Origin of the sequence: Listeria welshimeri serovar 6b str. SLCC5334 (assembly GCF_000060285.1) — a bacterium.
Classification (GTDB): Bacteria; Bacillota; Bacilli; order Lactobacillales; family Listeriaceae; genus Listeria; species Listeria welshimeri.
Genome location: NC_008555.1, coordinates 2,187,024 through 2,208,304, shown reverse-complemented (window position 1 = coordinate 2,208,304; position 21,281 = coordinate 2,187,024). Strand labels below are relative to the sequence as shown.

General features: G+C 35.8%; 24 protein-coding genes, 5 tRNA genes and 1 pseudogene. 17 read left to right on the top strand and 13 right to left on the bottom strand.

Going from position 1 to position 21,281, the window contains the following annotated elements:
* Positions 1 to 63: 63 nt before the first annotated feature.
* The gene (locus tag LWE_RS11070; RefSeq protein ID WP_011702930.1) at positions 64 to 249 is read left to right on the top strand and encodes a CsbD family protein; all 186 of its coding nucleotides are present in this window, start codon (positions 64 to 66) and stop codon (positions 247 to 249) included.
* A gap of 117 nt (positions 250 to 366) precedes the next feature.
* Here LWE_RS11070 and LWE_RS11065 read toward each other — a convergent pair whose 3' ends face one another.
* Entirely contained in the window at positions 367 to 708 is a 342-nt protein-coding gene (locus LWE_RS11065) for a YxeA family protein (protein ID WP_011702929.1), read from the bottom strand.
* A 542-nt stretch (positions 709 to 1,250) separates the two neighbouring features.
* Between LWE_RS11065 and LWE_RS11060 the strand changes: the two genes are divergently transcribed.
* From LWE_RS11060 to LWE_RS11040, 5 genes are all read left to right on the top strand, one after another.
* Positions 1,251 to 3,545: a ribonucleoside-diphosphate reductase subunit alpha gene (locus tag LWE_RS11060; RefSeq protein ID WP_011702928.1), complete on the top strand. Its 2,295-nt coding sequence runs from the start codon at positions 1,251 to 1,253 to the stop codon at positions 3,543 to 3,545.
* A gap of 55 nt (positions 3,546 to 3,600) precedes the next feature.
* The gene (locus tag LWE_RS11055) at positions 3,601 to 4,650 is read left to right on the top strand and encodes a ribonucleotide-diphosphate reductase subunit beta (protein ID WP_003729560.1); all 1,050 of its coding nucleotides are present in this window, start codon (positions 3,601 to 3,603) and stop codon (positions 4,648 to 4,650) included.
* Positions 4,647 to 5,084, top strand: coding sequence for a flavodoxin (locus tag LWE_RS11050; protein ID WP_011702927.1), 438 nt, complete (start codon positions 4,647 to 4,649; stop codon positions 5,082 to 5,084). Before LWE_RS11055 ends, LWE_RS11050 begins: the two co-directional genes overlap by 4 nt.
* Positions 5,081 to 5,407 (top strand): thioredoxin family protein, encoded by a 327-nt coding sequence (locus LWE_RS11045; RefSeq protein WP_011702926.1) that lies wholly within the window; start codon positions 5,081 to 5,083, stop codon positions 5,405 to 5,407. The genes LWE_RS11050 and LWE_RS11045 overlap by 4 nt, the downstream gene beginning before the upstream one ends.
* 76 nt (positions 5,408 to 5,483) lie before the next feature.
* Positions 5,484 to 5,783, top strand: a complete 300-nt coding sequence (locus LWE_RS11040; RefSeq protein WP_011702925.1) for a nucleotide pyrophosphohydrolase — start codon at positions 5,484 to 5,486, stop codon at positions 5,781 to 5,783.
* Positions 5,784 to 5,824: 41 nt separating this feature from the next.
* Here LWE_RS11040 and LWE_RS11035 read toward each other — a convergent pair whose 3' ends face one another.
* Positions 5,825 to 6,001, bottom strand: coding sequence for a hypothetical protein (locus LWE_RS11035; protein ID WP_011702924.1), 177 nt, complete (start codon positions 5,999 to 6,001; stop codon positions 5,825 to 5,827).
* A 198-nt stretch (positions 6,002 to 6,199) separates the two neighbouring features.
* Between LWE_RS11035 and LWE_RS11030 the strand changes: the two genes are divergently transcribed.
* Positions 6,200 to 6,517: a nucleoside triphosphate pyrophosphohydrolase family protein gene (locus LWE_RS11030; protein WP_011702923.1), complete on the top strand. Its 318-nt coding sequence runs from the start codon at positions 6,200 to 6,202 to the stop codon at positions 6,515 to 6,517.
* A 50-nt stretch (positions 6,518 to 6,567) separates the two neighbouring features.
* Here LWE_RS11030 and LWE_RS11025 read toward each other — a convergent pair whose 3' ends face one another.
* Together LWE_RS11025 and LWE_RS11020 are read right to left on the bottom strand one after the other, a co-directional pair.
* Positions 6,568 to 7,209: a DUF1361 domain-containing protein gene (locus LWE_RS11025; protein ID WP_011702922.1), complete on the bottom strand. Its 642-nt coding sequence runs from the start codon at positions 7,207 to 7,209 to the stop codon at positions 6,568 to 6,570.
* A 55-nt stretch (positions 7,210 to 7,264) separates the two neighbouring features.
* Positions 7,265 to 8,272 (bottom strand): YeiH family protein, encoded by a 1,008-nt coding sequence (locus LWE_RS11020; protein ID WP_011702921.1) that lies wholly within the window; start codon positions 8,270 to 8,272, stop codon positions 7,265 to 7,267.
* Positions 8,273 to 8,378: 106 nt separating this feature from the next.
* Between LWE_RS11020 and LWE_RS11015 the strand changes: the two genes are divergently transcribed.
* From LWE_RS11015 to LWE_RS11005, 3 genes are all read left to right on the top strand, one after another.
* Entirely contained in the window at positions 8,379 to 9,233 is an 855-nt protein-coding gene (locus tag LWE_RS11015) for a LysR family transcriptional regulator (RefSeq protein ID WP_011702920.1), read from the top strand.
* A 68-nt stretch (positions 9,234 to 9,301) separates the two neighbouring features.
* Positions 9,302 to 10,318, top strand: coding sequence for a PTS transporter subunit IIC (locus tag LWE_RS11010; protein WP_011702919.1), 1,017 nt, complete (start codon positions 9,302 to 9,304; stop codon positions 10,316 to 10,318).
* Between the two features lie 229 nt (positions 10,319 to 10,547).
* Positions 10,548 to 11,186: a GntR family transcriptional regulator gene (locus LWE_RS11005; RefSeq protein WP_011702918.1), complete on the top strand. Its 639-nt coding sequence runs from the start codon at positions 10,548 to 10,550 to the stop codon at positions 11,184 to 11,186.
* A 606-nt stretch (positions 11,187 to 11,792) separates the two neighbouring features.
* On the opposite strand, the gene LWE_RS11000 is transcribed toward LWE_RS11005, so the two are convergent.
* Genes LWE_RS11000 through LWE_RS10990 form a run of 3 tightly spaced genes read right to left on the bottom strand, consistent with a single transcriptional unit; the run spans position 11,793 to position 14,413 of the window.
* Positions 11,793 to 12,266: a GNAT family N-acetyltransferase gene (locus tag LWE_RS11000; protein ID WP_011702917.1), complete on the bottom strand. Its 474-nt coding sequence runs from the start codon at positions 12,264 to 12,266 to the stop codon at positions 11,793 to 11,795.
* A gap of 16 nt (positions 12,267 to 12,282) precedes the next feature.
* Positions 12,283 to 13,518 (bottom strand): ABC transporter permease, encoded by a 1,236-nt coding sequence (locus LWE_RS10995; protein ID WP_011702916.1) that lies wholly within the window; start codon positions 13,516 to 13,518, stop codon positions 12,283 to 12,285.
* The gene (locus tag LWE_RS10990) at positions 13,511 to 14,413 is read right to left on the bottom strand and encodes an ABC transporter ATP-binding protein (RefSeq protein ID WP_011702915.1); all 903 of its coding nucleotides are present in this window, start codon (positions 14,411 to 14,413) and stop codon (positions 13,511 to 13,513) included. The genes LWE_RS10995 and LWE_RS10990 overlap by 8 nt, the downstream gene beginning before the upstream one ends.
* Before the next feature lie 194 nt (positions 14,414 to 14,607).
* Between LWE_RS10990 and LWE_RS10985 the strand changes: the two genes are divergently transcribed.
* From LWE_RS10985 to LWE_RS10960, 6 genes are read left to right on the top strand one after another with little or no spacing between them, the layout of a single operon-like run.
* Positions 14,608 to 16,065: a BglG family transcription antiterminator gene (locus LWE_RS10985; protein WP_011702914.1), complete on the top strand. Its 1,458-nt coding sequence runs from the start codon at positions 14,608 to 14,610 to the stop codon at positions 16,063 to 16,065.
* A gap of 11 nt (positions 16,066 to 16,076) precedes the next feature.
* Positions 16,077 to 16,550: a PTS sugar transporter subunit IIA gene (locus tag LWE_RS10980; protein WP_011702913.1), complete on the top strand. Its 474-nt coding sequence runs from the start codon at positions 16,077 to 16,079 to the stop codon at positions 16,548 to 16,550.
* A 12-nt stretch (positions 16,551 to 16,562) separates the two neighbouring features.
* Positions 16,563 to 16,874 carry a PTS fructose transporter subunit IIB gene (locus LWE_RS10975; protein ID WP_011702912.1) on the top strand — a complete coding sequence of 104 codons (312 nt, stop codon included), beginning with the start codon at positions 16,563 to 16,565 and terminating at the stop codon, positions 16,872 to 16,874.
* A gap of 16 nt (positions 16,875 to 16,890) precedes the next feature.
* A complete protein-coding gene (locus tag LWE_RS10970; RefSeq protein WP_011702911.1) occupies positions 16,891 to 17,985 on the top strand; it encodes a PTS fructose transporter subunit IIC in 1,095 nt (364 codons plus the stop codon).
* A 17-nt stretch (positions 17,986 to 18,002) separates the two neighbouring features.
* Positions 18,003 to 18,857, top strand: a complete 855-nt coding sequence (locus LWE_RS10965; protein ID WP_011702910.1) for a class II fructose-bisphosphate aldolase — start codon at positions 18,003 to 18,005, stop codon at positions 18,855 to 18,857.
* A 16-nt stretch (positions 18,858 to 18,873) separates the two neighbouring features.
* A complete protein-coding gene (locus tag LWE_RS10960; protein WP_011702909.1) occupies positions 18,874 to 19,773 on the top strand; it encodes a ketose-bisphosphate aldolase in 900 nt (299 codons plus the stop codon).
* Positions 19,774 to 19,884: 111 nt separating this feature from the next.
* On the opposite strand, the gene LWE_RS14865 is transcribed toward LWE_RS10960, so the two are convergent.
* Positions 19,885 to 20,007: a hypothetical protein gene (locus tag LWE_RS14865; RefSeq protein WP_258319468.1), complete on the bottom strand. Its 123-nt coding sequence runs from the start codon at positions 20,005 to 20,007 to the stop codon at positions 19,885 to 19,887.
* A 226-nt stretch (positions 20,008 to 20,233) separates the two neighbouring features.
* On the opposite strand from LWE_RS14865, the pseudogene LWE_RS10955 reads away from it, so the two are divergent.
* Positions 20,234 to 20,611, top strand: a pseudogene (locus tag LWE_RS10955) (Crp/Fnr family transcriptional regulator); the annotation flags it as partial.
* An 86-nt stretch (positions 20,612 to 20,697) separates the two neighbouring features.
* Here the strand turns inward: LWE_RS10955 and LWE_RS10950 are convergent.
* The 5 genes from LWE_RS10950 to LWE_RS10930 all read right to left on the bottom strand — a co-directional run bounded on the left by LWE_RS10950 (position 20,698) and on the right by LWE_RS10930 (position 21,257).
* Positions 20,698 to 20,770 (bottom strand) — tRNA-Lys (locus LWE_RS10950).
* 9 nt (positions 20,771 to 20,779) lie between these two features.
* A tRNA-Gln gene (locus LWE_RS10945) sits at positions 20,780 to 20,851 on the bottom strand.
* Between the two features lie 11 nt (positions 20,852 to 20,862).
* Positions 20,863 to 20,946: transfer RNA gene (locus LWE_RS10940), tRNA-Tyr, on the bottom strand.
* Between the two features lie 9 nt (positions 20,947 to 20,955).
* Positions 20,956 to 21,029, bottom strand: a tRNA-Thr gene (locus LWE_RS10935).
* A gap of 156 nt (positions 21,030 to 21,185) precedes the next feature.
* Positions 21,186 to 21,257 (bottom strand) — tRNA-Glu (locus LWE_RS10930).
* Between the last annotated feature and the right edge of the window lie 24 nt (positions 21,258 to 21,281).

Sequence of the window (21,281 nt, the reverse complement as noted above, 5' to 3'; positions counted from 1 at the left end):
AAAACATTAATATGAAGACGAGATTCTTCATTAGAAAATAATTCTAATTAGGAGGAAATATCAATGAGCGAAGATAAAGGTATGAAAGACAAAGCAAAAGGAATGAAAGACAAAGTAGTAGGTGACGCAAAAGACAAATTCGGTAAAGCAACAGACGACAAAGCGAAACAAGCAGAAGGTAAAGCACAAAAAGCTAAAGGCGAAGTAGAAGACAAAACTGGCGACGCTAAAAAGAAATTATCCGAATAAGTGAAAGAAGATAGGCTTGAGCGATTCAAGCCTATCTTTTTTGTCTACGGAGTTCAAAACTGTAAAAAATAAAACGTTTTGTTATAGCCCATTTAAAATGGCTAAACAAAACGTTTTTTATTTTTCTGCTAAGTATTTAATTTTATCAGGAACGTTTTTTATTTTTTTATAGTTCACTACCATTTTGTTTTCACCAATCATTACTTTGAACTGTTCGTTTTTTGTTAGTTCTTTTTCAGAGTAGAATTTAATTTCTTTTTGTTTTCCTTTGTCATCATAAACTTTAGAAGTATATTCATAACCTTTAAATTGGTTTTTCTTTACTGGTTTTCCAGCCTCTGCTACTTTAAGATAATAGGATTTTACTGCGGCATCGGTCGGCATCGCATACTCCCAAATAGCACAAACAGCTAGAAGAACTGTAGCTAGTGATATTAAAACTCTTTTTTTAGTAATCATTCTTCTCATCCTCCTAAATAGTTTCCATTTGTTTTATTACATTAAGTTTACAACGAAGTGACATTTTTTTCCTGTTTGTTAACTAACAAAATAATCGAATAACCTTACAATTTTGTCAGAAAGCTAGTAAATCAGTTAAACGAGATTGTGAAGTTGCAAAAGACAGATTTTTTGACTACTAAATATAGTTTTTAATAAAATATGAAACACTATAAGTAGTGGTTTTTAAGCTTAAATAATGTGCGAAAAAACACATAAATTACTTGCGAAAATTTTTTTATTTGCTAAAAACCTTGTCATAATCGTCTTTTTAGAGAATTCGCTGATAAAATCAAAGCACTATATCTTGCATTCACAATGAAAAAGTTATACTATATATAGTATCGAAAGCGAAATATTGCTTCATCGCCTTTTAACTTTTATCAAGGGGAATGTGCTCCTTTAAAAGTTAATTTTTTTGCTCCATGGAAAGAACGAAAATAGTTCGCCGGACGAATAAAAGCGCAAAATGAATCAGATATTTTTACAACGAGGAAAAAAGGATGAAATGGGGATTGCAAATGACAACTTACATAGTAAAAGACGGGGGAAACAGAAAGCTACCTTTTGATAAAAGCCGATTGGATGGATATTTAGAGAAAATCCATGAAGAATTTCCGAAACTTGATTTAGAAGATTACAAACGTAAGGTTTTTAATTTTGTAGAAAAGAAGGAAGATTATGCGGCTGACGAATTAGTCGATTATTTAATTAGGGAAGCAGAAGCTCGTACAGATATTCATATTGCTGAATGGGAACATTTCGCGGCACGCCTTTATTTAAATAAATTATATAAAAAAGCAAGCAAAAACCGTTTTTACAATGACGATGATAAATATGGTTCATATGTTGGACTTCAAGAAAGTTTAGGCGAGCGTGGGATTTATTCCGGCAATATCCTAAAAAATTATTCAAAAGAAGATTTGATTGTAGCTGGAAAATTAATTGATCCAGAAAAAGATAAATTATTTACGTATAATGGTTTGTATTTACTTGCGACTCGTTATTTAGCAACAGACTCCGAACGTAATGTATACGAATTACCACAAGAACGTTGGTTAACTATCGCGCTTTATTTAATGCAAAACGAACCAAAAGAAAAGCGTATGAAGTTAGTTGAAGAAGCTTACTGGGCGCTAAGCAATTTATATATGACTGTTGCCACTCCAACGCTAGCGAATGCAGGAAAAGTTGGCGGACAATTATCTAGTTGCTTCATTGATACAGTAGATGATAGCTTACAAGGCATTTATGATAGCAATACAGACGTTGCTAGAGTTTCTAAACACGGTGGTGGTGTTGGTGCTTATCTTGGTTATGTTCGTTCCACAGGAGCTGCTATTCGTGGCGTAAAAGGTGCAAGTGGTGGTGTTATTCCTTGGATTAAACAATTAAACAATACTGCTGTTAGTGTAGACCAATTAGGTCAACGTAAAGGTGCGATTGCGGTTTACTTAGACGTTTTCCACAAGGATATCGAATCTTTCCTTGATTTACGTTTAAATAATGGAGATCAACGTTTACGCGCACATGATGTATTTACTGCTGTTTGTATTCCAGATATTTTTATGGAAGCTGTAGAACGTCGTGGTGAGTGGTATTTATTCGATCCACATGAAGTAAAAGCGAAAAAAGGTTGGTACCTACAAGATTTCTACGATGAATCAAAAGGTATCGGTACTTTCCGTGAAAAATATGAAGAATTAGTAGCCGATGAAACTATCAGCAAAAAAATTGTTAAAGCTATTGATATCATGAAACGTATTATGATGAGTCAATTAGAAACAGGAAATCCGTTCATGTTTTACCGTGATGAAGTAAATAGAATGAATCCTAATAAACATGAAGGTATGGTATATTCTAGTAATTTATGTACAGAAATCATGCAAAATATGAGTCCAACAAAAATGATTCAAGAAATTATTTCTGGAGATCAAATCGTTATTACTAAACAAGCGGGAGATTTTGTTGTATGTAACTTATCTTCTGTGAACTTAGGCCGTGCTGTTTTGGCTGAAGAAGAAGGGACGCTGGAACGTTTAATCGAAGTAGAAGTACGTATGCTCGACAACGTAATCGACTTAAACGAACTACCAGTACCTCAAGCAACCATCACAAACCAAAAATATCGTTCTATTGGACTTGGAACATTCGGCTGGCATCACTTGCTTGCTCTTAAAAATATTGCTTGGGATTCTGAGGAAGCTGAGAAATATGCCGATGAATTATATGAACAAATTAACTACTTAGCTATTCGCGCTAGTAACAAGCTAGCTCAAGAAAAAGGTGCTTACAAAGTCTTCAAAGGTAGCGACTGGAACACAGGAGAATATTTCGCGCGTCGTAACTATAATTCACCTGAATGGCAAGAACTTGCAAAAGAAGTAGCAGAAAAAGGTTTGCGTAATGCGTATCTTGTAGCTGTAGCGCCAAACATGAGTACAGCTCAAATTGCTGGCTCCACTGCTTCGATTGACCCGATTTACAGTGCGTTCTACTATGAAGAGAAAAAAGACTATCGTCGTCCAGTAATCGCGCCGGACTTAAACCTAAGCACATACCCATACTACGAAAAAGGTGCTTACAAAGTTGACCAATTCGCAAGTGTACGTCAAAACGGTCGTCGTCAACGTCACGTAGACCAATCACTAAGCTTTAACTTCTATGTACCAAGTGGTATTAAAGCAAGTAAACTACTTGAACTACACATGACTGCTTGGAATGAAGGACTTAAAACAACGTACTATGTCCGCTCCAACGATATTGATGTGGAAGAGTGTGAATGGTGCTCAAGCTGATAAATCTCTAAAACATTTTATCGATAACACAATAAGAAAGGGAGGGCTTGCCTAGATGGCTAACCAAAAAGAACAACTTACACGTATTAAAATTTTAGAACCTTTATTTCCTAATCGTTCTACTTCAATCATAAATGGAGAAACTAGCGGTATTTTGAATTGGAATGATATTCCGTATCCATCGTTTTACCGCGCCTACAAAGAACTTTCTACTAATTACTGGATTCCAGATGAAGTAGACATGAAAAGCGATGCAAAACAATATCCCGCTCTTTCAGAACAAGAAAAATATGCTTTTGATGCCATCATTGGCTTACTTGCAACACTGGATTCTCCGCAAACACGTTTTATCTATAACATTGCGGAATACATTACCGATCCAGCAGTTCATGCGAATGCAGCAATTATCGCTCAACAAGAAGTAATTCACAATGAAAGTTATTCTTATGTGCTTGCTTCTATCACAAATTTACAAGAACAAAATCGCGTATTTGAACTTGCGAGAACACATCCGACTATCATTAAACGTAATGAACCAATCATGGATGCTTACGATGATTTTATGAATAACAAAACAGGCGAAACGCTTGTAAAAGCATTGATTCAATCTTCTATTTTAGAAGGAATTAATTTCTATAGTGGTTTTGCATACTTCTACAACCTTGTTCGTCAAAATAAGATGACAGGAACAGGGAAAATCATTAGCTTTATCAATCGTGATGAGCTGGCTCACTCGAAGTTTATTTCAGAAGTAATCCGGGCAATCCTTGGAGAGAATCCAGAACTCCAAACAGAAGAGCTAGTTGAATATACACATGAAGCTTTCCGCCATGCTGTTGAACTTGAAACAGAATGGTCCGAAGAAGTTTTACAAGGCATTGAAGGTATTGATGTAGAAGAAATGGTTGATTACGTGAAATATCGTGCCAACAAAATGCTTGGAATGCTTGGTATTCCAGAACTTTATCCAGGACATAGTGATAACACAATGACATGGATTAAAGCCTATGCAGATAACTTTACAGAAACAAAAACCGACTTTTTCGAAATGCGCAATTCCAGCTATAAAAAAACGAATATGGATAACGGATTCGACGATTTATGAGAATCCTGTTAGCCTATGATTCTCTGAGCGGCAATACGAAAATGGTGGCTGATGAAATAGAAGAGATTTTACAAAGCGAAGGACATGATGTTGTGTCCTTTCGCGTATCTCCTTTAGCCGAGTATCCGCTTGATGAGGATTTTGACTTGTACGTGTTGGGGGCATGGACAGTCGACTACGGAAGAACACCGCCAGATATGAAAGATTTTATCGCGGAGCTAGCCGTTAAGCCCAAGAATGTAGCCATTTTTGGTACTGGGGAAACACAATGGGGTATGGATTTTTATTGCGGAGCTGTTGACCGAATGGCAAAGTACTTCGGAACGAGCTACCCAACTTTAAAAATAGAACAAATGCCACACACAGAACAAGATGTGGCTGATATAGACAATTGGGTCAAGAAAATTTTAGCATTAAGGAGTGGAGTCAAATGACAAGTATCGAAATTAAATCACTTGAAGAATTTCAAGCTCATATTAGTGGAGAAGAATTAGTATATGTAGATTATTGGAAAGACAATTGTCCTAATTGTAAAATGCTTGATCTTTCTTTTGCTGAATTCAAAAACTCTGAAATCGCAAGCAAAGTCAAAGTATTAAAAGTAAAATTAGAAGAAATGGGCGAAAATTTCTTTTTTGATCGTGATGTGCAACAAACACCTACACTTGTATTATACAAAGGTGGCGAAGAAATTCATCGTTTAAATGGATTTATCCCACCAAACAAAATTGAAGAAGCGATTTCTTTAAACGCCTAATTGAATGAGCAGTAAGTTTCCTAGTAAATAGGCGGCTTAGTGCTCATTTTTTTATATAGATAAAGGAGCGAAAACATTGAAACAATTACAAGATGAAATCACAGCTTTTCTAAAAGAACGAAATTGGTTGGATCAATATAATCATCCAAAAGATTTAGCAATTTCATTATCTCTTGAAGCATCTGAATTACTTGAATGCTTTCAGTGGAAAACAAGTGAAACAGCACTAAAAGAAAACCGTGAAGATATTTTAAAAGAAGTAGCGGATGTAATGATTTATGCACTTCAAATTGCAGAGAGTATGGGAGCGGACGGCGAGGAAATTATTCGTTTGAAATTAGCAGAAAATCGGACGCGAACATGGCCTAAGAAATAGAAAAAACTGCTTTATCATAAATGGATAAAGCAGTTTTTTATTTAATAGGAATAAGAACGTTTGCGGCGTTTTTTGGAACGAATCATAACAAAAATTCCCGCTATGATTAGAATAAGAGAAATGATACATACACCAAAGCCGATAAGTCCAACAATGCTAAACGAAACACCAAAGCCAATCAAACCAATAAGAAGTAAAACTAAGCCAGCTAATTTCATTTGAAAACTCCTTTCAGAAATCTTATCTCTATTATAAAGGAATTAGTCGAAAAAAATAAGACTGTAAAGGTAAAAAAATTTTAAAGATGAAAGGCATTGATAGAGCACCAGTTCGCATAAATCTTAAATAGTCAAGACTGCAATGGAAAAAAATTATCTGGTATAGTAAGAAAGTGAGAGAAGCAAGGAGGAAAACATATGGATTTTAAAGAGTATCAAATTTTAGCGAACAGAACTGCTGCGACACACGAACAGGCATTAACGAATTACGGACTTGGAATTGCGGGTGAGGCTGGTGAAGTCGCTGATTTGATTAAAAAATATGCTTTTCATGGACACGATTTAGACAAAGATGCTTTAACAAAAGAGCTCGGGGATGTTCTTTGGTATTTATCACAGATTGCTAAATGGGCGGACATCAGCATGGAAACAGTTGCGGAATCAAATATTGAAAAATTAAAGAGACGCTATCCTCAAGGGTTTTCTGCGGAGCGAAGTAAACTCCATATCGATTAAAAAAACGTTTGTATTTAAGAAAAGTAATTTTTTCTAAAATACAAACGTTTTTAGTTTTTGAGTGAGCTAGAAAACCTACTAAATAGCGTGTAAATGACATACTGGATAATCGAGAAATAAAATACAAAATTCCAAAATGGCCAGTGGAAAACACTGAACATTATTTGTAAAGACTCGATTGGTTGTGTTAGTAAATGAATTGAATGAAGACGTGAAAATCGGCCAATATAAATTGCATAACTAGATAATAAAATTAAACCAATTAAAAGTAATTGATAACTTAATAAGCTGGTCCAATTAAATCGTCTTCTTATTTCAGCAAGCATTTTTGCGAAAGACCAAAATCCAATAAATAATCCAAAGAACACACCCACGATAATATAAGTGAAATGTCGCCATAACCAAGGTGCTGTTGAAAGTATTCCTTCTGCTCCGTAAATTTCTAATCGTTGTAAATGAAGTAAATCAGTTAGAAGATAAGGTGCATTTGGGAAAAATACTAACCAAACAATACCAAGTGGCCAAAAAATCCACCAGACGCGAGGTTTTTTTGTGAGAAATACTGCTATTTCGAAAGGTATATAAGCAAGCCCGACATTTAGAATAAGAAATGTGTAAGTATCTGCAGTGAAATGCAGAACAAGAAAGTATCCGAGTAAGAACACTCGGCAAGTCCAAATTGCTTTCGTCATGAAATAGTCACCTCGTGCTTGTTATTGTATCACAAATCGAGACGACGAGGAAAACTTAACCTGCTAAATGAAACAAAAGTACTAACGCTAGGCCAAATAGAGAGAGCAATATAGAACCAATAAACGCTGCTGCAAAAGGCTTTCCACCCATTTTTCCAAAAGAAGGTAAGTGGACATTTAATCCAAGACCGCCCATTGACATAGCGATAAGAAAATAAGCACAGATAACTAGAAAATCAGTAATTGATGTAGGAATAATTCCAAAACTATTAATTGCACTTGTAGCTAGAAAACCGAAAATGAACCATGGTACGGGAAGTTCTGCCCAAGAAAAGCGATTTTTAGTCCCAACGTTTACCATTTTTGCAACAACGAAGCATACAGGAACCAGTAATGCGACGCGTGTTAGTTTAACAATAACCGCCATATCTACAGCAGCTGTTCCACCTGGATCTGCTGCAGCAATAACATGCGCAATTTCATGAAGTGTAGCTCCTGAAAAAATACCATATCCATTTGGTCCGAGTGGTAGAATTGGATAAATTAAAGTGTAAACCACTGTAAAAATAGTTCCTAGAAGTGCGATAATGGTTGCGGCTACTGCTGTTTGATTATTATTCGCTTTGACTTGTGGAGAAATAGCAACCACAGCTGCTGCCCCGCAAATTCCCGTACCACATGCAACAAGGATAGCTAGTTTTTTATCCACTCCAAAAAGTTTTGCTAAAAAGTAAACAACGGCAATCCCAAAACTAAGACATAACGCAGCGATTAGAAATACGCGCCATCCCGCATGATAAATATCGACTAAGTTTAAGCGAAAACCAAGTAATATAATCCCAGCACGAAGAATTACTTTATTGGAAAACTGAATACCTGTGAACCATTTATCAGGGACTGGAAAAAGAGCACGAATAATAATTCCGATTAAAATTGCAGTAACAAGTTGCCCAAGAATCATTAAAAAGGGTAATTTTGCCAAAAAATAAGATAGGGTAGCGATACAGAAAGTAAGCGCAATACCATACCAAAAAGTTTTCGTTTTAAATAAAATTTGATTCATATCCATTCTCCTTTCTTTTATGCTTTTACTTTACCATTTCTTATTTTATTAGTAAAATTTATATTAATTATATTATTAATAAGTTTTATTTATGGAGGGGACCAATTTGGACGAAGCTTTACGTACGTATATAAGAGTAGTAGAATTGCAAAGTTTTACGAAAGCAGCTCAAGAATTACATATTTCACAGCCGGCAGTATCTTTACAACTAAAAAAATTAGAAGAGACTTACGATACGGAACTTATTTATCGCCAAGCTAAGAAATTCATTTTGACAGATACAGGAGAAATGCTATACCATCGTGCCAAGCAACTAGAAGGATTGTACAAACAGGTAGAGGAGGAGATTAGTTTATATCACCATCATTTAAAAGGACGACTTCGAATTGGTGCTAGCTTTACGATAGGAGAATACTATTTACCAACTTTAATAGCAAAATTTCATGCGCTTTATCCCGACATAACCATAGAAATAATCATTGAAAATACAGCGAAAATTGCTGATAAAGTTGAAATGCTTCAAGTCGATATCGGTCTTATTGAAGGTCAAATGAACAAAAAAGAGATGGAAATAAGTGCTTTTTCAGATGACGAAATGTGTATTGTCGGAAGAGCGAATGGTTCGTTAACAGAAATCAAACAAGGAGCTACATGGATTGCGCGAGAGGAAGGTTCTGGAACACGAGAGTATTTGGACCATGTTTTAAGTACAAATGGTTGGAATGTTGTTGAAAGAGTGGTTGCTTGGAGTAACATGGCAGTCAAACAAATGGTACTTGAGGGGATGGGATATACGATAATTTCTAGGTGTGTGGTTAAACATGAAATTGCAGAAGGAAAATTACGGACTTTTAATGAAGCGGGTAGTTTAATGCGGAAATTTTCGTTATTACAAAATAAACAAAAACTAGAAAATCGGATTGCAGAAACTTTTTTAACTTTTTTAAAAGAAAATCAGTAAAAATATCTAGCTTTTTTTAGGTGTAGTGATTACAATGAGAAAGAATACATTTTAGAAAGGGAGAAACAATGAAGGAATATTTTATTGATCGTTCTTATAAGGCTTCTATGGGAATTGCGAATGCAGTTCTTGTAACACTTGGAATTGGGCTTCTTTTGCAAACGATTGGTCAAATGACAGGAATTTCATTTCTTGTAACTGTTGGCGCAATTGGTAAAACGATGTTGATTCCAGGAATTGGCGTGGGTATAGCCATGTGTTTGCATGCGAATACACTCGTGACGATAAGCGCGGCCGCATCAGCTGTTATTGGCGGTGGAGCAGTCGTAACTTTAGCTGGTGGTGGAGTTGGTATTACTACTGGCGAACCAGTTGGAGCAATTTTGGCTGTTATTGTGGCAGTTTGGACTGGAAAAAGGGTAACTGGGAAGACGAAATTTGATATGATTTTAATCCCCGGAGTATCACTTTTAGCAGGAGGACTTAGCGGTATTTTATTTGCAAAAATTATGGCGCCAGTTTTAGCTTCTGTGAGTCTAGGAATTAGCTCGTTAATTGGTGGTTCACCGCTGATTTCATCCATGGTTATTGCTTTTGTTTTTGGACTATTAATTCTCAGCCCGGCTTCATCTGCTGCGCTAGCGATTGCGCTTCAACTTGATCCAACAGCAAGTGCTGCGGCATTGATTGGTTGTTCGGTTCAATTTGTATCATTTGCGGTGTTGAGCTATCGAGATAATAACTGGGGTGCATTTTTTGCTCAGCTTATCTGCACACCGAAATTACAAACACCGAACATTATTAGAAAGCCTAGTCTCATGTTAGTGCCATTACTGACAACACTGATTGCAGGACCTCTTGGTGTGATGGTATTTCATATCCAAGCTGCTAATGAAGTTGCTGGTCTCGGCTTATGCGCTTTCGTTGCACCACTTTATTTAATAGCAAATTATGGATTCAGCACACTTGCTGCTTTTATTTTGGTGGCAGTTGTCTTGCCAGGTGTTATTGCACTTATTGTCAGGCCCATTCTAATTAAGAAAGAACGCTTGAGAAAAGGCGACTTAATGATTGAACTGCAGTAGAATAAATAAAAAGTAGGGCTTTCTAGCTCTACTTTTTATATGGAGAGAGAAGTAATGAATGTTTAAGGGAACTATGATAATACATAATAAAGCAGTACTAAATCAGTGGTAAAGATGTTTTATTGTAACAGAATGTACATAATTTTTTTTCGGAAAAGTCATATCTAAAAAGAGTTTTTTCGTGTAAAATATAACATTGAAAGCAATAAAAATTAAAGAGGTTCAAATTATGGAGAAAAGTGGATTTGTTGCAGATCCTATTTATGGAGAAATCAAGAATGAGATAATGACTAACACTTTGGAAAATGGCGAAAAAGTGGACATAGAAGACATCATGAAACGATTTCAGGTCAGCAAACGAGTAGCTTTTAGTGCGCTCCATTGTTTACATAAGAGTGGTATTCTATGTAAAAATATCGGAGAAAATGGTTTTTCAGTAGCAGTAAACAGTGAAGCTGAACATCGCGAAAAATCACGTTTAAAGTTAGCTTTTTTTCATCTAAATTATGCAGTACAGAAATTACAAGAAAAAGACGCAGAAATATGCGCTACGTGCCTTCGCAAAGAGTTAGTTTATATAAAATTAGCAGTCGCGGAGCAAGACACCAATGTATTTATTAATCATGTGAAAAATTTTTATGCTTGTATGATTCACTATACAGAAATGCCAGCTATGGAGAAGAATATCGATATTCTTAGTCAAACACTGCGAAATATGAGAGAAAAGCTTTTTTTCAGGGACTTTACTACGGACATTGCTGAGGCATTAGAAAAATTAGTAATACATCTAGAAGCTAAAGAATTTGAGAAATGCCACTTAGTCATTCAAAAATTTTACGATAACAATATCTCCATCTTGTTTTCTTAATCAAAAAACCTCGTGCGACGATTTCGTCACACGAGGTTTTTCTTTTCGGATGAGCTTGTCTTGCCACTCATCTGATGGGCCGGACCATGTCTGGATGTTTCTGAATAAACATACAACATTCGGAAAACGGTGAGGCATTTTCAAACAAGTAGGCGAATTATTTATCTTACTACTTACTTCTCAAGATATTCAAACTTGCGAATAAATGAGCGCCCGTAACTTGTTTAAATAGTGGCCATAAATGATACGATACTTTATTCGCTTATTTACCAATGTAGTGAGGATGATAATATTGATAAATGAGCGACGTAACGAAATTCCGTCTCCCTAGAACTTAAGTTAGCATATAGTCCCTGACGCGGCGTATACTCCTCGCCTTCCTCCTGTAAGCTAACCATCTGTCCTTTGACACTAAAATCCTTCACCAGACGTTTGCCGGCATATGACAAAGCTGAGAAAAAATCAGCTTGTACACCAAATTTTTGTCATTCGCATCACCTTTTATTGTTTGTTGTATTACATATATAGCCGTTATAGAAAAATGTAAACGCTTTATCGCGAAAATGATTATATAGTCATGGTTTTTTTATGGAAACAGGACTTTTGTTAGAGAAAATAAGCCATCAAGATATCATCGACAAATTCACCTTGCATGATAAACTCTTTTTTTAGTAAACCTTCTTGTTTAAAACCATTTTTTTCATAAAAACGGATGGCTTTTTTATTAATGGATAACACACGTAATGAAATTTTAATAAAGCCTTTTTCTTGTGCTATTTCTTTCATTTTGTCCATTAAGATCTGTCCAATACCAGCGCGCTGAAAGTTTGAATGGACCGCAATATCTATTTCGACCACATGTTTATTAGACGGGAGTGGAATGGGAGATTTATATCCAAGAATACCAATTACTTTATCCGCTTCTACTACGACTATTTTAGAACCGGGTGGATTTTTAAGTAAAAATTCAGCTTCATTATTAAAATGGATTTCTCCTGGAGTTGTTCCAGGTGTCCATACTAAATGTTCTAATTCTATCATGGAAGCTGCATCTTCTCGTTTAGATAATCTAATTTGCATATTATACCAACTTTCTCTATTTTCTTTTTGCATAAGATAGTGAAGTTTTCCATGTTTTCCATAAGCCTTCATTACTGTATAGGAGTACATTTCCTTGGTAAAGACGGACGGTTAGGAAAAAAGCACCAATAACGCTGAGTAGTAAAATCGCGAGGGAACTAAAGATTCCAATTGTTGAAACTGATAATAAATCCATTCGTGCTAGCATCATCATCGGTGAAAATGTTGGAATATACGATCCGATAATGACAAGTAAATTATCTGGTGCATTTGCCGCTGCAATTGAACCCCAATAGCCTATAATAGCAAGAATTGTCATCGGATAAATAAATTGAGCAACTGTTTCTACATTCGGTACCATCGAGCCTATCATGGCTGCAAGTAAAATGTACAATAATAAACCTAAAATAACAAATAATAAATTAAGTACTAAGTAATATGCTTTGAAGACAGCGATTTGATCTAAAATATTTTGAACCATTTCTGTATTTCGGCCGGCAACTAAAACCACCGCACCACACAATATATAGAAGCCAATTTGAGTCAAAAGCATAAAAATAATTGCTGTAAGTTTGGCAAATAAGTGGGTCGTTGCTGAGACACTAGATAATATAACTTCCATTATTCGCGTCCCTTTTTCAGTAGCGATTTCAGAAGCAACGATGTTTGCATAACTCATGACAAAAATAAAAATAACGAGTGTTAAAATAACCACTGCTGCGCTCATGACATCTTTTTCATGGTTAGTTAATTGATTGTTGGACTCTAAATCGTTCGTTACGGAAACTGGAGAAGTGATGGATTGTAATTCTGCATTTGTAATTTTATAATCAGCTGACTTTTCCGCAATTTTTGTTGCAGTTAAATCTTCTGTCAAGCGAGTCATCACGTTTTGCCCTGCTGTTTCTTGGGTTGTATAAATCGCGCTAACAGTATCGTTTTTTTCAGTGATTGTAACAAATCCATCTATTTTTGCTTTCTCTAACGCTGATTGGGCAGCTTTTTTATCTTTGATATTTGTGTCTACTTGGAAATGCTTTTTGTCAGCGGTAAGTGCTTTTACGAAAACTGGATTATCAGATAATATCGCAATTTTTGTAATATCACTGGAAGAATCAAAATAATCGACCATTTTCGGAATACCAGCAATTAGGGCAGCAATTAATACAGGAAACAATAGAGAAATTAAAAAGGATTTAGTTTTCACACGTCTTTTGTAAACCTGCTTTGTTATGACCCAAAATTTACTCATGAAATTCACCAGCTTTCCATTTGAAAATTTCTTCGAGAGTAGGCGGTTGAAGGCTAAAGGTTTGAATAAAGCCATCTTTTGTTACATATTCAAAAATTTTCTCGGCGTCAGATTCGTTTTCTATTTCTAGTTGATGGACGCCGTCGCGCTGGGTTTTGACATTTAGTACTCCAGGTAAAGCAGCAAGTTCTTCCACGGAATGGTTGGATTCAATCAACAACCGTTTACGACCAAAAACGGACTTCACGGACTCGGTTGTCCCTTGGAGGACAGTACTACCTTTTTTTAGCATCAAAAGAGAATCACAAAGTTCTTCCACATTTTCCATACGATGACTTGAGAAAATGATAGCAGCTCCGGATTTTCGCAAATCGAATACAAACTTTTTTAATATTTCTGCATTAACTGGATCCAAGCCACTAAAAGGTTCGTCTAAAATGACAAGTTTTGGTTGATGAATAATGGTGCTTAATAGTTGGATTTTTTGTTGATTTCCTTTTGATAAAGTTTTAATTAAATCTGTTTTTTTACCGACAATTTCTGCTTTTTCAAGCCAATTGTCTATTTCAGCTTTCATTTTTTGTTTTGGATATCCTTTTAATTCGGCAAAAAATATCAATTGTTCTTCAATAGTGACATTTGGGTATAATCCCCGTTCCTCTGGTAAATATCCAACAATATTCGGATTGATTTTGCTTACTTCTTTCCCTTCCCAAGTGATTTTTCCAGAAGTAGCTTCTAAAAAATGCAAAATAAGCCGGAAAGTAGTGGTTTTACCAGCCCCATTTTGACCAATTAAACCGAGTATTTTACCTGGTTCTACGCGAAACGATAAATCATTTACAGCGATTTTACTTCCAAATTTCTTCGTAACATTATGCAGTTCAAGCGTCACAAGAGCACCCCTTTCTAATTTATCCATGCTTTTATTATACGGTTTTCCATGAGGATTGTCTTGTTGGAAGTAAATAGCCTGAGCAAATATTTTTTCACAAACTATGCTAAAAAATTGTCTAGTGAAGTGGACATAACTTGGTGTAACCGTTTTCTTTTATTTGTGTATAATAGGTGGTAGAGGGAGGTGATGAAATGCTTCTAACGAAAACAGAGCGTGGATTAATCAACTTGTTGTTAACGAAAAATGATTTTTTAACAGCAAATCAACTTGCTGAAATGCTAGAAGTTTCCTCTAAAACCATTTACCGGAAAATTAAAAATATCAATCGTGCAACTGGCAAAAAGGAGATAATTATTTCTGAAAAGGGGCGTGGTTTTAAACTTAATTATAAAGCTTATATCCAAGCAAAGTTAGAAACAACTGGAGATATTTTTGGTTACACACCTTCTGAACGACGAGAAAAAATTTTATTACAAGTCTTATTTAAATCTCCAAAGTACTTAAACATAGCCAATTTATATGAAGGTTATTATGTGGGTTATAATTCGATAAAAAATGATTTTGCCCTTTTAAGTCAATCTATCGATAAATACCAATTAATCCTTGAAAAACGGCAAAAAGAAATACGTGTTGTTGGCACAGAAGAGAATATACGAATCGCGATTAATGAAGTAATTAATAATATAGACTTATCTAGTTATGATGATTTGAAAACAGAGTATAGTGATCTCAACAAAGCAGATGTTCAATTTATCGTTAGGCAAATGGAAATTATTGAACGTAAACTGATGATTAGTATTCCTTATCCCTATGACATTAACATCTTTTCACATCTATATATATTAATCAATCGTTTTCGACAAGGCGAAGTGGAAGACTTTGACGAGATAGATGAATCCTATCCAGTTACCAATGAAAAGCTTCATAATATTGCTATAGAGGCGATGGAAGCAATTGAACATTATTTGAAAATGGATTTACCAAAGCGTGAAACATTCAATTTTCTACAATATTTGATTTCTTCTCGCTTTAATCATGATATTGAACTCGTACCTAGCAAAATTTTACCCATTGTGGAGGAAATGACTGATTTTTATATTGATCAAGTTGCAGCAAAAATCGAAATGCCTATTAATAAAAAACAATTAAAAATCGAATTACTTAGTCATATGAAGCCGATGGTTAATCGAATGAATCATCAAATTAATATAAAAAATAATTTGTTAAGTGATATCAAATTAGAATACGGCAAACTTTTTCAAATCATCAAAGAGACTGCGCGAGATGTTGCCGAGACTTTTCAGTTGAATACGATATCAGATGATGAAGTTGGTTATATCACAATCTATTTTGCTAAACATATCGAACAATCACCACTTGTAAAAAGAATTATCATTATGTGTTCAAGTGGCATCGGAACATCCGAACTTTTAAAAGTCAAGGTTCAAAAAGCTTTTCCAGATGTCGAAATAGTAGACGTTTTATCCTCTACTAGATTCAATAACACTTTACAAGACTATCAGAATATTGATTTTATTCTAACAACAGTCCATGCAGAACATGAAAAAGAAATTCCATCGCTTCTTGTAAGTGCGATGTTTACAGAGAAAGATAAAATGATGGTGAAAAAATTAATCGAAACTTTATAGGAGGCGAATCCATGGATATCCAGCAGTTAGACATTAGCAAAGTAATAAGCCCAGAACTTGTGAATTTAGAATTGCAAGCAACAACCAAATTAGAAGTAATAGAAGCATTAACAGATTTACTTGTTGGAAATGGAGCAGTAAGAGATAAAGAGGCTTTTATAGCAGATGTATTATATCGCGAAGAAGAAGGGAAAACGGGCCTTGGAGAAGGCGTAGCTATTCCACACGGGAAATCAGCCAGTGTTACAAACACATCTATTGCGGTCGGGAGAACCAAAACTCCAGTAGAATGGGAGTCGCTTGATGATAAACCAGTTAATATTATTATTCTTTTCGCCGTCAAGAATTCGGATGCTACAACAACACATATAAAATTACTTCAAAAAGTAGCCATTTTACTCGCAGATGAAGAGGTGATTGAAGAATTTCAAACGGTACAAACGAAAGAAGATTTTATTAAATTATTAGCTAAAAATCAAGAGTAGGAGGAGCGGAGAATGAATATTATTGGAATTGCTGCATGTACGTCAGGAATTGCGCATACATACATTGCCAAAGAAAAACTGACAAAAGCTGGTATTGCGCTTGGCCACACAATTCACATTGAGACACAAGGAACCATTGGTATTGAAGATGAACTGTCAAATGAACAAGTGAAAAATGCGGATGTTGTCATCATTGCAGCTGATATTAAAGTAAGTGGGAAAGATCGTTTTAAAGGGAAACGCATTGTGGAAATCCCAACTGATATAGCAATTAAAGCGCCAAAGCAAATTATTAATAAAATAGATAACGAAATAAATAACTAGGGAGTGGACCAGTATGATGAAAAAACTGCAAATAAAGAAACATGCACTTACAGCGATTTCGTATATGTTACCGTTAGTTGTTGCCTCGGGGTTACTTATTGCCATTGGAAATTTAACAAATGGGCAGGTTATTGAAAATTATAAAGCACCATATTCAGTTCCAGATGCCCTTGTTTCTCTAGGTGTTCTTGGTATGGGACTGCTGGCCCCGGTGATTGCTGGAGCGATTGCTTATTCGATAGCAGATAGGCCGGGGATAGCGCCAGGATTACTAATGGGACTCATTGCTAATTCTATTGGTGCTGGATTTTTAGGCGGAATGCTTGGGGGATATTTGGTAGGGTATTTCGTACTTATCCTTGTGAGATATTTAAAGGTACCAAAATGGGCACAAGGTTTAATGCCAATGATGATTGTCCCACTTATTAGCAGTTTGGTCGTCGGACTTCTGATGTATTTTGTTGTAGGTGTACCGATTGTTTGGGCAACAGAAGCGATGACAAGTTTCTTACAAGGAATGCAAGGGAGTATGCGTTTTGTTTTTGGAGCGGTGCTTGGGGCAATGGCTGCATTTGACTTTGGTGGCCCTGTAAATAAAGTAGCCTCATTGTTTGCAGATGGCTTGCTTCTAGAAGGTGTCAAAGAACCGGAAGCAGTGAAAATTCTAGCTTCTATGGTGCCGCCTTTTGGAGTCACACTCTCTTGGGTAGTCTCAAAATTAATTAAAAAGAAAAAATATACAAAATCTGAAGAAGATAATATCAAAATCGCTTTTCCAATGGGGATTTGTATGATTACTGAGGGTGTTATTCCAATCGCGGCAGTTGACCCTATTCGTGTTATTATTTCTTGTACACTTGGAGCTGCAGTTGGCGGAGGACTTAGTATGACCTGGGGAATTGGCTCACCAGTCCCTTCAGGCGGTATGTTTATTGTCCCTGCGATGAACGAACCACTTCTTTTCTGCTTGGCGCTACTCATTGGGACTTGTGTCACAGCAGCCATGCTACTTATTTTAAAACGAGAACCTACGAAGGAAGAAGAGCTAATTGCAGACCAAGGTTTAGAAGAGGAAGAAGAAATCGATTTGTCTGGAATTAAAATTTCATAAGGCGAGGAGATAAAGAAATGTATGTTTCCATGAAAGGTATTTTAAAGCGTGCAAATAAGGAAAATTATGCAGTAATGGCCATCAATTGTTTTAATTTGGAAACAGCAAGAGCAGTTATTGATGCAGCCATAGAGCTCCGTGCACCGATTATCATTGATCTACTTCAGGATCATTTAACAAGCCATTTAGGAAGTCGCTTTTTAACGAAACCAATTATTAAAATGGCAGAAGAAGCGAGTGTAGAAGTAGCAATTAATTTGGATCACGGTCAAGACGTAGCGATAGTGAAGCAATGTTTAGCAGATGGTTTTTCAAGTGTAATGATGGATGCATCCAGTTATCCTTATGAAGAAAATGTGGCAATAACAAAAAAGATGGTGGAATTTGCGGAAGTTTATAATGCGAGTGTAGAGGCAGAAGTTGGTAATATTGGCGCAGTGACTGGAGATAACTATACTAATCAGGATATGTATACTGATCCATTGGTAGCAATCGATTTTGCTAAACGAACAGGTATTGATGCGCTAGCCATCTCATATGGTTCTTCCCATGGCGATTATCCAGAAGGTTTTACCCCGGCTTTTCAATTTGATATTGTTCGGAAAATCAAAACAGCAACAAATATGCCGCTCGTTTTACATGGAGGTTCTGGTTGCGGTGCTGAAAATATTCGGGAGTCTGTTCGTCTTGGTATTAACAAAATCAATGTTGGCTCGGACTTCATGAAAGCCCAAGCAAATAAAATCAAAGCTAATCTAGAAGAAAACCCAGCTATTAGTTATGTTGACTTAATTCATGAAACGATAAAGGCTGGCAAAGAAGCTGTTATGTATTATATTCAATTATCCGGTTCAACCGGAAAATCACTTTAAAAGGAGAAATGAAAATATGTTAGTAAATATGAAACAATTATTAGAAGTAGCCAAGGAAAACAAATTCGCTGTAGGTGCTTTTAACGTAGCTGATAGCAACTTTTTACGAGTAGTTGTAGAAGAAGCAGAGAAAAATAATGCACCTGCAATTATCGCTGTGCATCCGACTGAATTAGATTTTACAAAAGATGATTTTTTCCAATACGTTCTTGCGAGAATTAAAAATAGTCCGGTTCCCTTTGTTCTTCATTTGGATCATGGTGATAATATGGGGGATGTTATGCGAGCTGTACGTTGTGGTTTTAGCTCTGTAATGATTGATGGGTCATTACTGCCATTTGAAGAAAATATTCGAGTGACAAAAGAAGTGGTTGACGTATGCCATAAGCTTGGCGTTTCCGTGGAAGGAGAACTTGGTACTATTGGGAAAACAGGAAATAGTATTGAAGGTGGTGTCAGCGAAATTATTTATACAAAACCAGAAGAAGCTGAGGAGTATATTAGCCGCACAGGAGTCGATACGCTAGCAGTTGCAATTGGAACTGCTCACGGTATCTATCCAAAAGATAAAGAGCCCAAACTACGCCTTGATATCTTAAAAGAAATAAAAGAAGTAGTAAATATTCCACTAGTTCTTCACGGTGGATCCGCAAATCCGGATGCAGAAATTGCAGCCGCGGTCGAAATAGGTATTCAAAAAGTAAATATTTCGAGTGATTATAAATATGCTTTTTATAAGAAATGTCGTGAAATTTTAAGTACAACAGAGCTTTGGGACGCTAATGCCATTTATCCAGAATGTATAAATGCTGCAAAAGAAGTTGTAAAATACAAAATGGAATTGTTCCAATCCATTAATCAAGTGAAAAAATACCAACTAGCCGAAACTCCAGCTTGGCGTCATGATGTAATGTAATAAAAAACATTCAAACTAAAAAAACAGGTATTCTCTGGGTTTTACATAGAGAATACCTGTTTTTGGTTTCCCAAAACAATAAAGAATTTTTATTGAACGGTCTATTATTTCTTAAATTTCGCGTGTAGTTGAAACAGAAGTTAGATCTTGGTGGTGTCTTAATTCATGGGAGATAGTTTCTAATGTTGAATCAAATACTTGTACGTTATCATCATAATCATGTTTAAAATACAATTTGCCTGATCTTCCAATAGCACAAACAGCAGGATAGTAGTAACCCATCATACCAATACATAAAGTTTCTTCATCAGCAAAACGAATAATTTCTTTATAGTCATTTGTCTTATATAAATACGAAGAAATTTCTTTCGTTATAATAAAAGTATAATGATAGCACGGTTTTGAATGGTTACTTTCAAATCCAATAAAAACAGTTGTATCAAGATTGGAATACTCAGCTAAAAAACTTCTTATTTGTTCGATTATTGGAATGCAAGAAGGGTGGCTCTATTTATATCTCAATAATCGAAATCACGAGAATGTTTTAATTGAAAAATGTAATTTAATGCGAAGAAATGGAGAAAATAGATTAAAGGAATCACTGGAACAATTAGGAGATTTTTTTGGCATTGAAAAAGAGGGAGTACTTCGAATTCCCAAATGTTTTACAAGAAAAATCATCGCAAATTACTCTAATTTATCTGTTCGCTCTGTTACTCATTTATGTGGAAGATTGATAGAATCGGGATTTTTAGCGGATAATTCAAAGTCTTTCGTTTTATTGAAAAATTCTGCTAATTCATGCAACGAATTGAGCATAGGTGATACTTATCCATAGTGGTATGAAAAAAAGCTATCCTTAAATTAAGGAGGTTTTTTATACAAAAAAACAAGAAAATAGATATTTTCTTGTTTCATTAAGGATGAGCCGTGCTGGGTTCGAACCAGCGACCCTCTGATTAAAAGTCAGATGCTCTACCAACTGAGCTAACGGCTCTAAATATGACTGGGCTAGCTGGATTCGAACCAGCGCATGACGGAATCAAAATCCGTTGCCTTACCGCTTGGCTATAGCCCAATAATAGAAAATGGTGGAGGGGAGTGGATTCGAACCACCGAACCCGAAGGAGCGGATTTACAGTCCGCCGCGTTTAGCCACTTCGCTACCCCTCCATTATAAAATGCCGACTGCAGGAATTGAACCCGCAACCTACTGATTACGATTCAGTTGCTCTACCAGATTGAGCTAAGTCGGCGAAGAATCGCTCTCAATGCTGGTAAATCGGAATCAGATGTTGATTAATTCTTCAAAACAGATACTAATACATGATATAACATTTTTGTTATTTTTACCAGCTTTTTTTTCAAAAAAATAAAAATTATTTTTTTAGCCGTTTTTTTAAAGATAAAAGTGACCCGTACGGGAATCGAACCCGTGTTACCGCCGTGAAAGGGCGGTGTCTTAACCGCTTGACCAACGGGCCATGTTATAAAAGTTTTTTTACCGC

What these genes read in the sequence shown, in the direction of transcription:
- LWE_RS10995 (WP_011702916.1), bottom strand. Translation starts at nt 13,518, where the DNA reads ATGAGTAAATTTTGGGTCATAACAAAGCAGGTTTACAAAAGACGTGTG.
- LWE_RS11020 (WP_011702921.1), bottom strand. Translation starts at nt 8,272, where the DNA reads ATGAATCAAATTTTATTTAAAACGAAAACTTTTTGGTATGGTATTGCG.
- LWE_RS11025 (WP_011702922.1), bottom strand. Translation starts at nt 7,209, where the DNA reads ATGACGAAAGCAATTTGGACTTGCCGAGTGTTCTTACTCGGATACTTT.
- LWE_RS11060 (WP_011702928.1), top strand. Translation starts at nt 1,251, where the DNA reads ATGAAATGGGGATTGCAAATGACAACTTACATAGTAAAAGACGGGGGA.
- LWE_RS10960 (WP_011702909.1), top strand. Translation starts at nt 18,874, where the DNA reads ATGTTAGTAAATATGAAACAATTATTAGAAGTAGCCAAGGAAAACAAA.
- LWE_RS11000 (WP_011702917.1), bottom strand. Translation starts at nt 12,266, where the DNA reads ATGCAAATTAGATTATCTAAACGAGAAGATGCAGCTTCCATGATAGAA.
- LWE_RS10965 (WP_011702910.1), top strand. Translation starts at nt 18,003, where the DNA reads ATGTATGTTTCCATGAAAGGTATTTTAAAGCGTGCAAATAAGGAAAAT.
- LWE_RS11010 (WP_011702919.1), top strand. Translation starts at nt 9,302, where the DNA reads ATGAAGGAATATTTTATTGATCGTTCTTATAAGGCTTCTATGGGAATT.
- LWE_RS11055 (WP_003729560.1), top strand. Translation starts at nt 3,601, where the DNA reads ATGGCTAACCAAAAAGAACAACTTACACGTATTAAAATTTTAGAACCT.
- LWE_RS10970 (WP_011702911.1), top strand. Translation starts at nt 16,891, where the DNA reads ATGAAAAAACTGCAAATAAAGAAACATGCACTTACAGCGATTTCGTAT.
- LWE_RS11065 (WP_011702929.1), bottom strand. Translation starts at nt 708, where the DNA reads ATGATTACTAAAAAAAGAGTTTTAATATCACTAGCTACAGTTCTTCTA.
- LWE_RS10980 (WP_011702913.1), top strand. Translation starts at nt 16,077, where the DNA reads ATGGATATCCAGCAGTTAGACATTAGCAAAGTAATAAGCCCAGAACTT.
- LWE_RS11050 (WP_011702927.1), top strand. Translation starts at nt 4,647, where the DNA reads ATGAGAATCCTGTTAGCCTATGATTCTCTGAGCGGCAATACGAAAATG.
- LWE_RS11005 (WP_011702918.1), top strand. Translation starts at nt 10,548, where the DNA reads ATGGAGAAAAGTGGATTTGTTGCAGATCCTATTTATGGAGAAATCAAG.
- LWE_RS10975 (WP_011702912.1), top strand. Translation starts at nt 16,563, where the DNA reads ATGAATATTATTGGAATTGCTGCATGTACGTCAGGAATTGCGCATACA.
- LWE_RS11070 (WP_011702930.1), top strand. Translation starts at nt 64, where the DNA reads ATGAGCGAAGATAAAGGTATGAAAGACAAAGCAAAAGGAATGAAAGAC.
- LWE_RS11035 (WP_011702924.1), bottom strand. Translation starts at nt 6,001, where the DNA reads ATGAAATTAGCTGGCTTAGTTTTACTTCTTATTGGTTTGATTGGCTTT.
- LWE_RS10985 (WP_011702914.1), top strand. Translation starts at nt 14,608, where the DNA reads ATGCTTCTAACGAAAACAGAGCGTGGATTAATCAACTTGTTGTTAACG.
- LWE_RS11030 (WP_011702923.1), top strand. Translation starts at nt 6,200, where the DNA reads ATGGATTTTAAAGAGTATCAAATTTTAGCGAACAGAACTGCTGCGACA.
- LWE_RS11045 (WP_011702926.1), top strand. Translation starts at nt 5,081, where the DNA reads ATGACAAGTATCGAAATTAAATCACTTGAAGAATTTCAAGCTCATATT.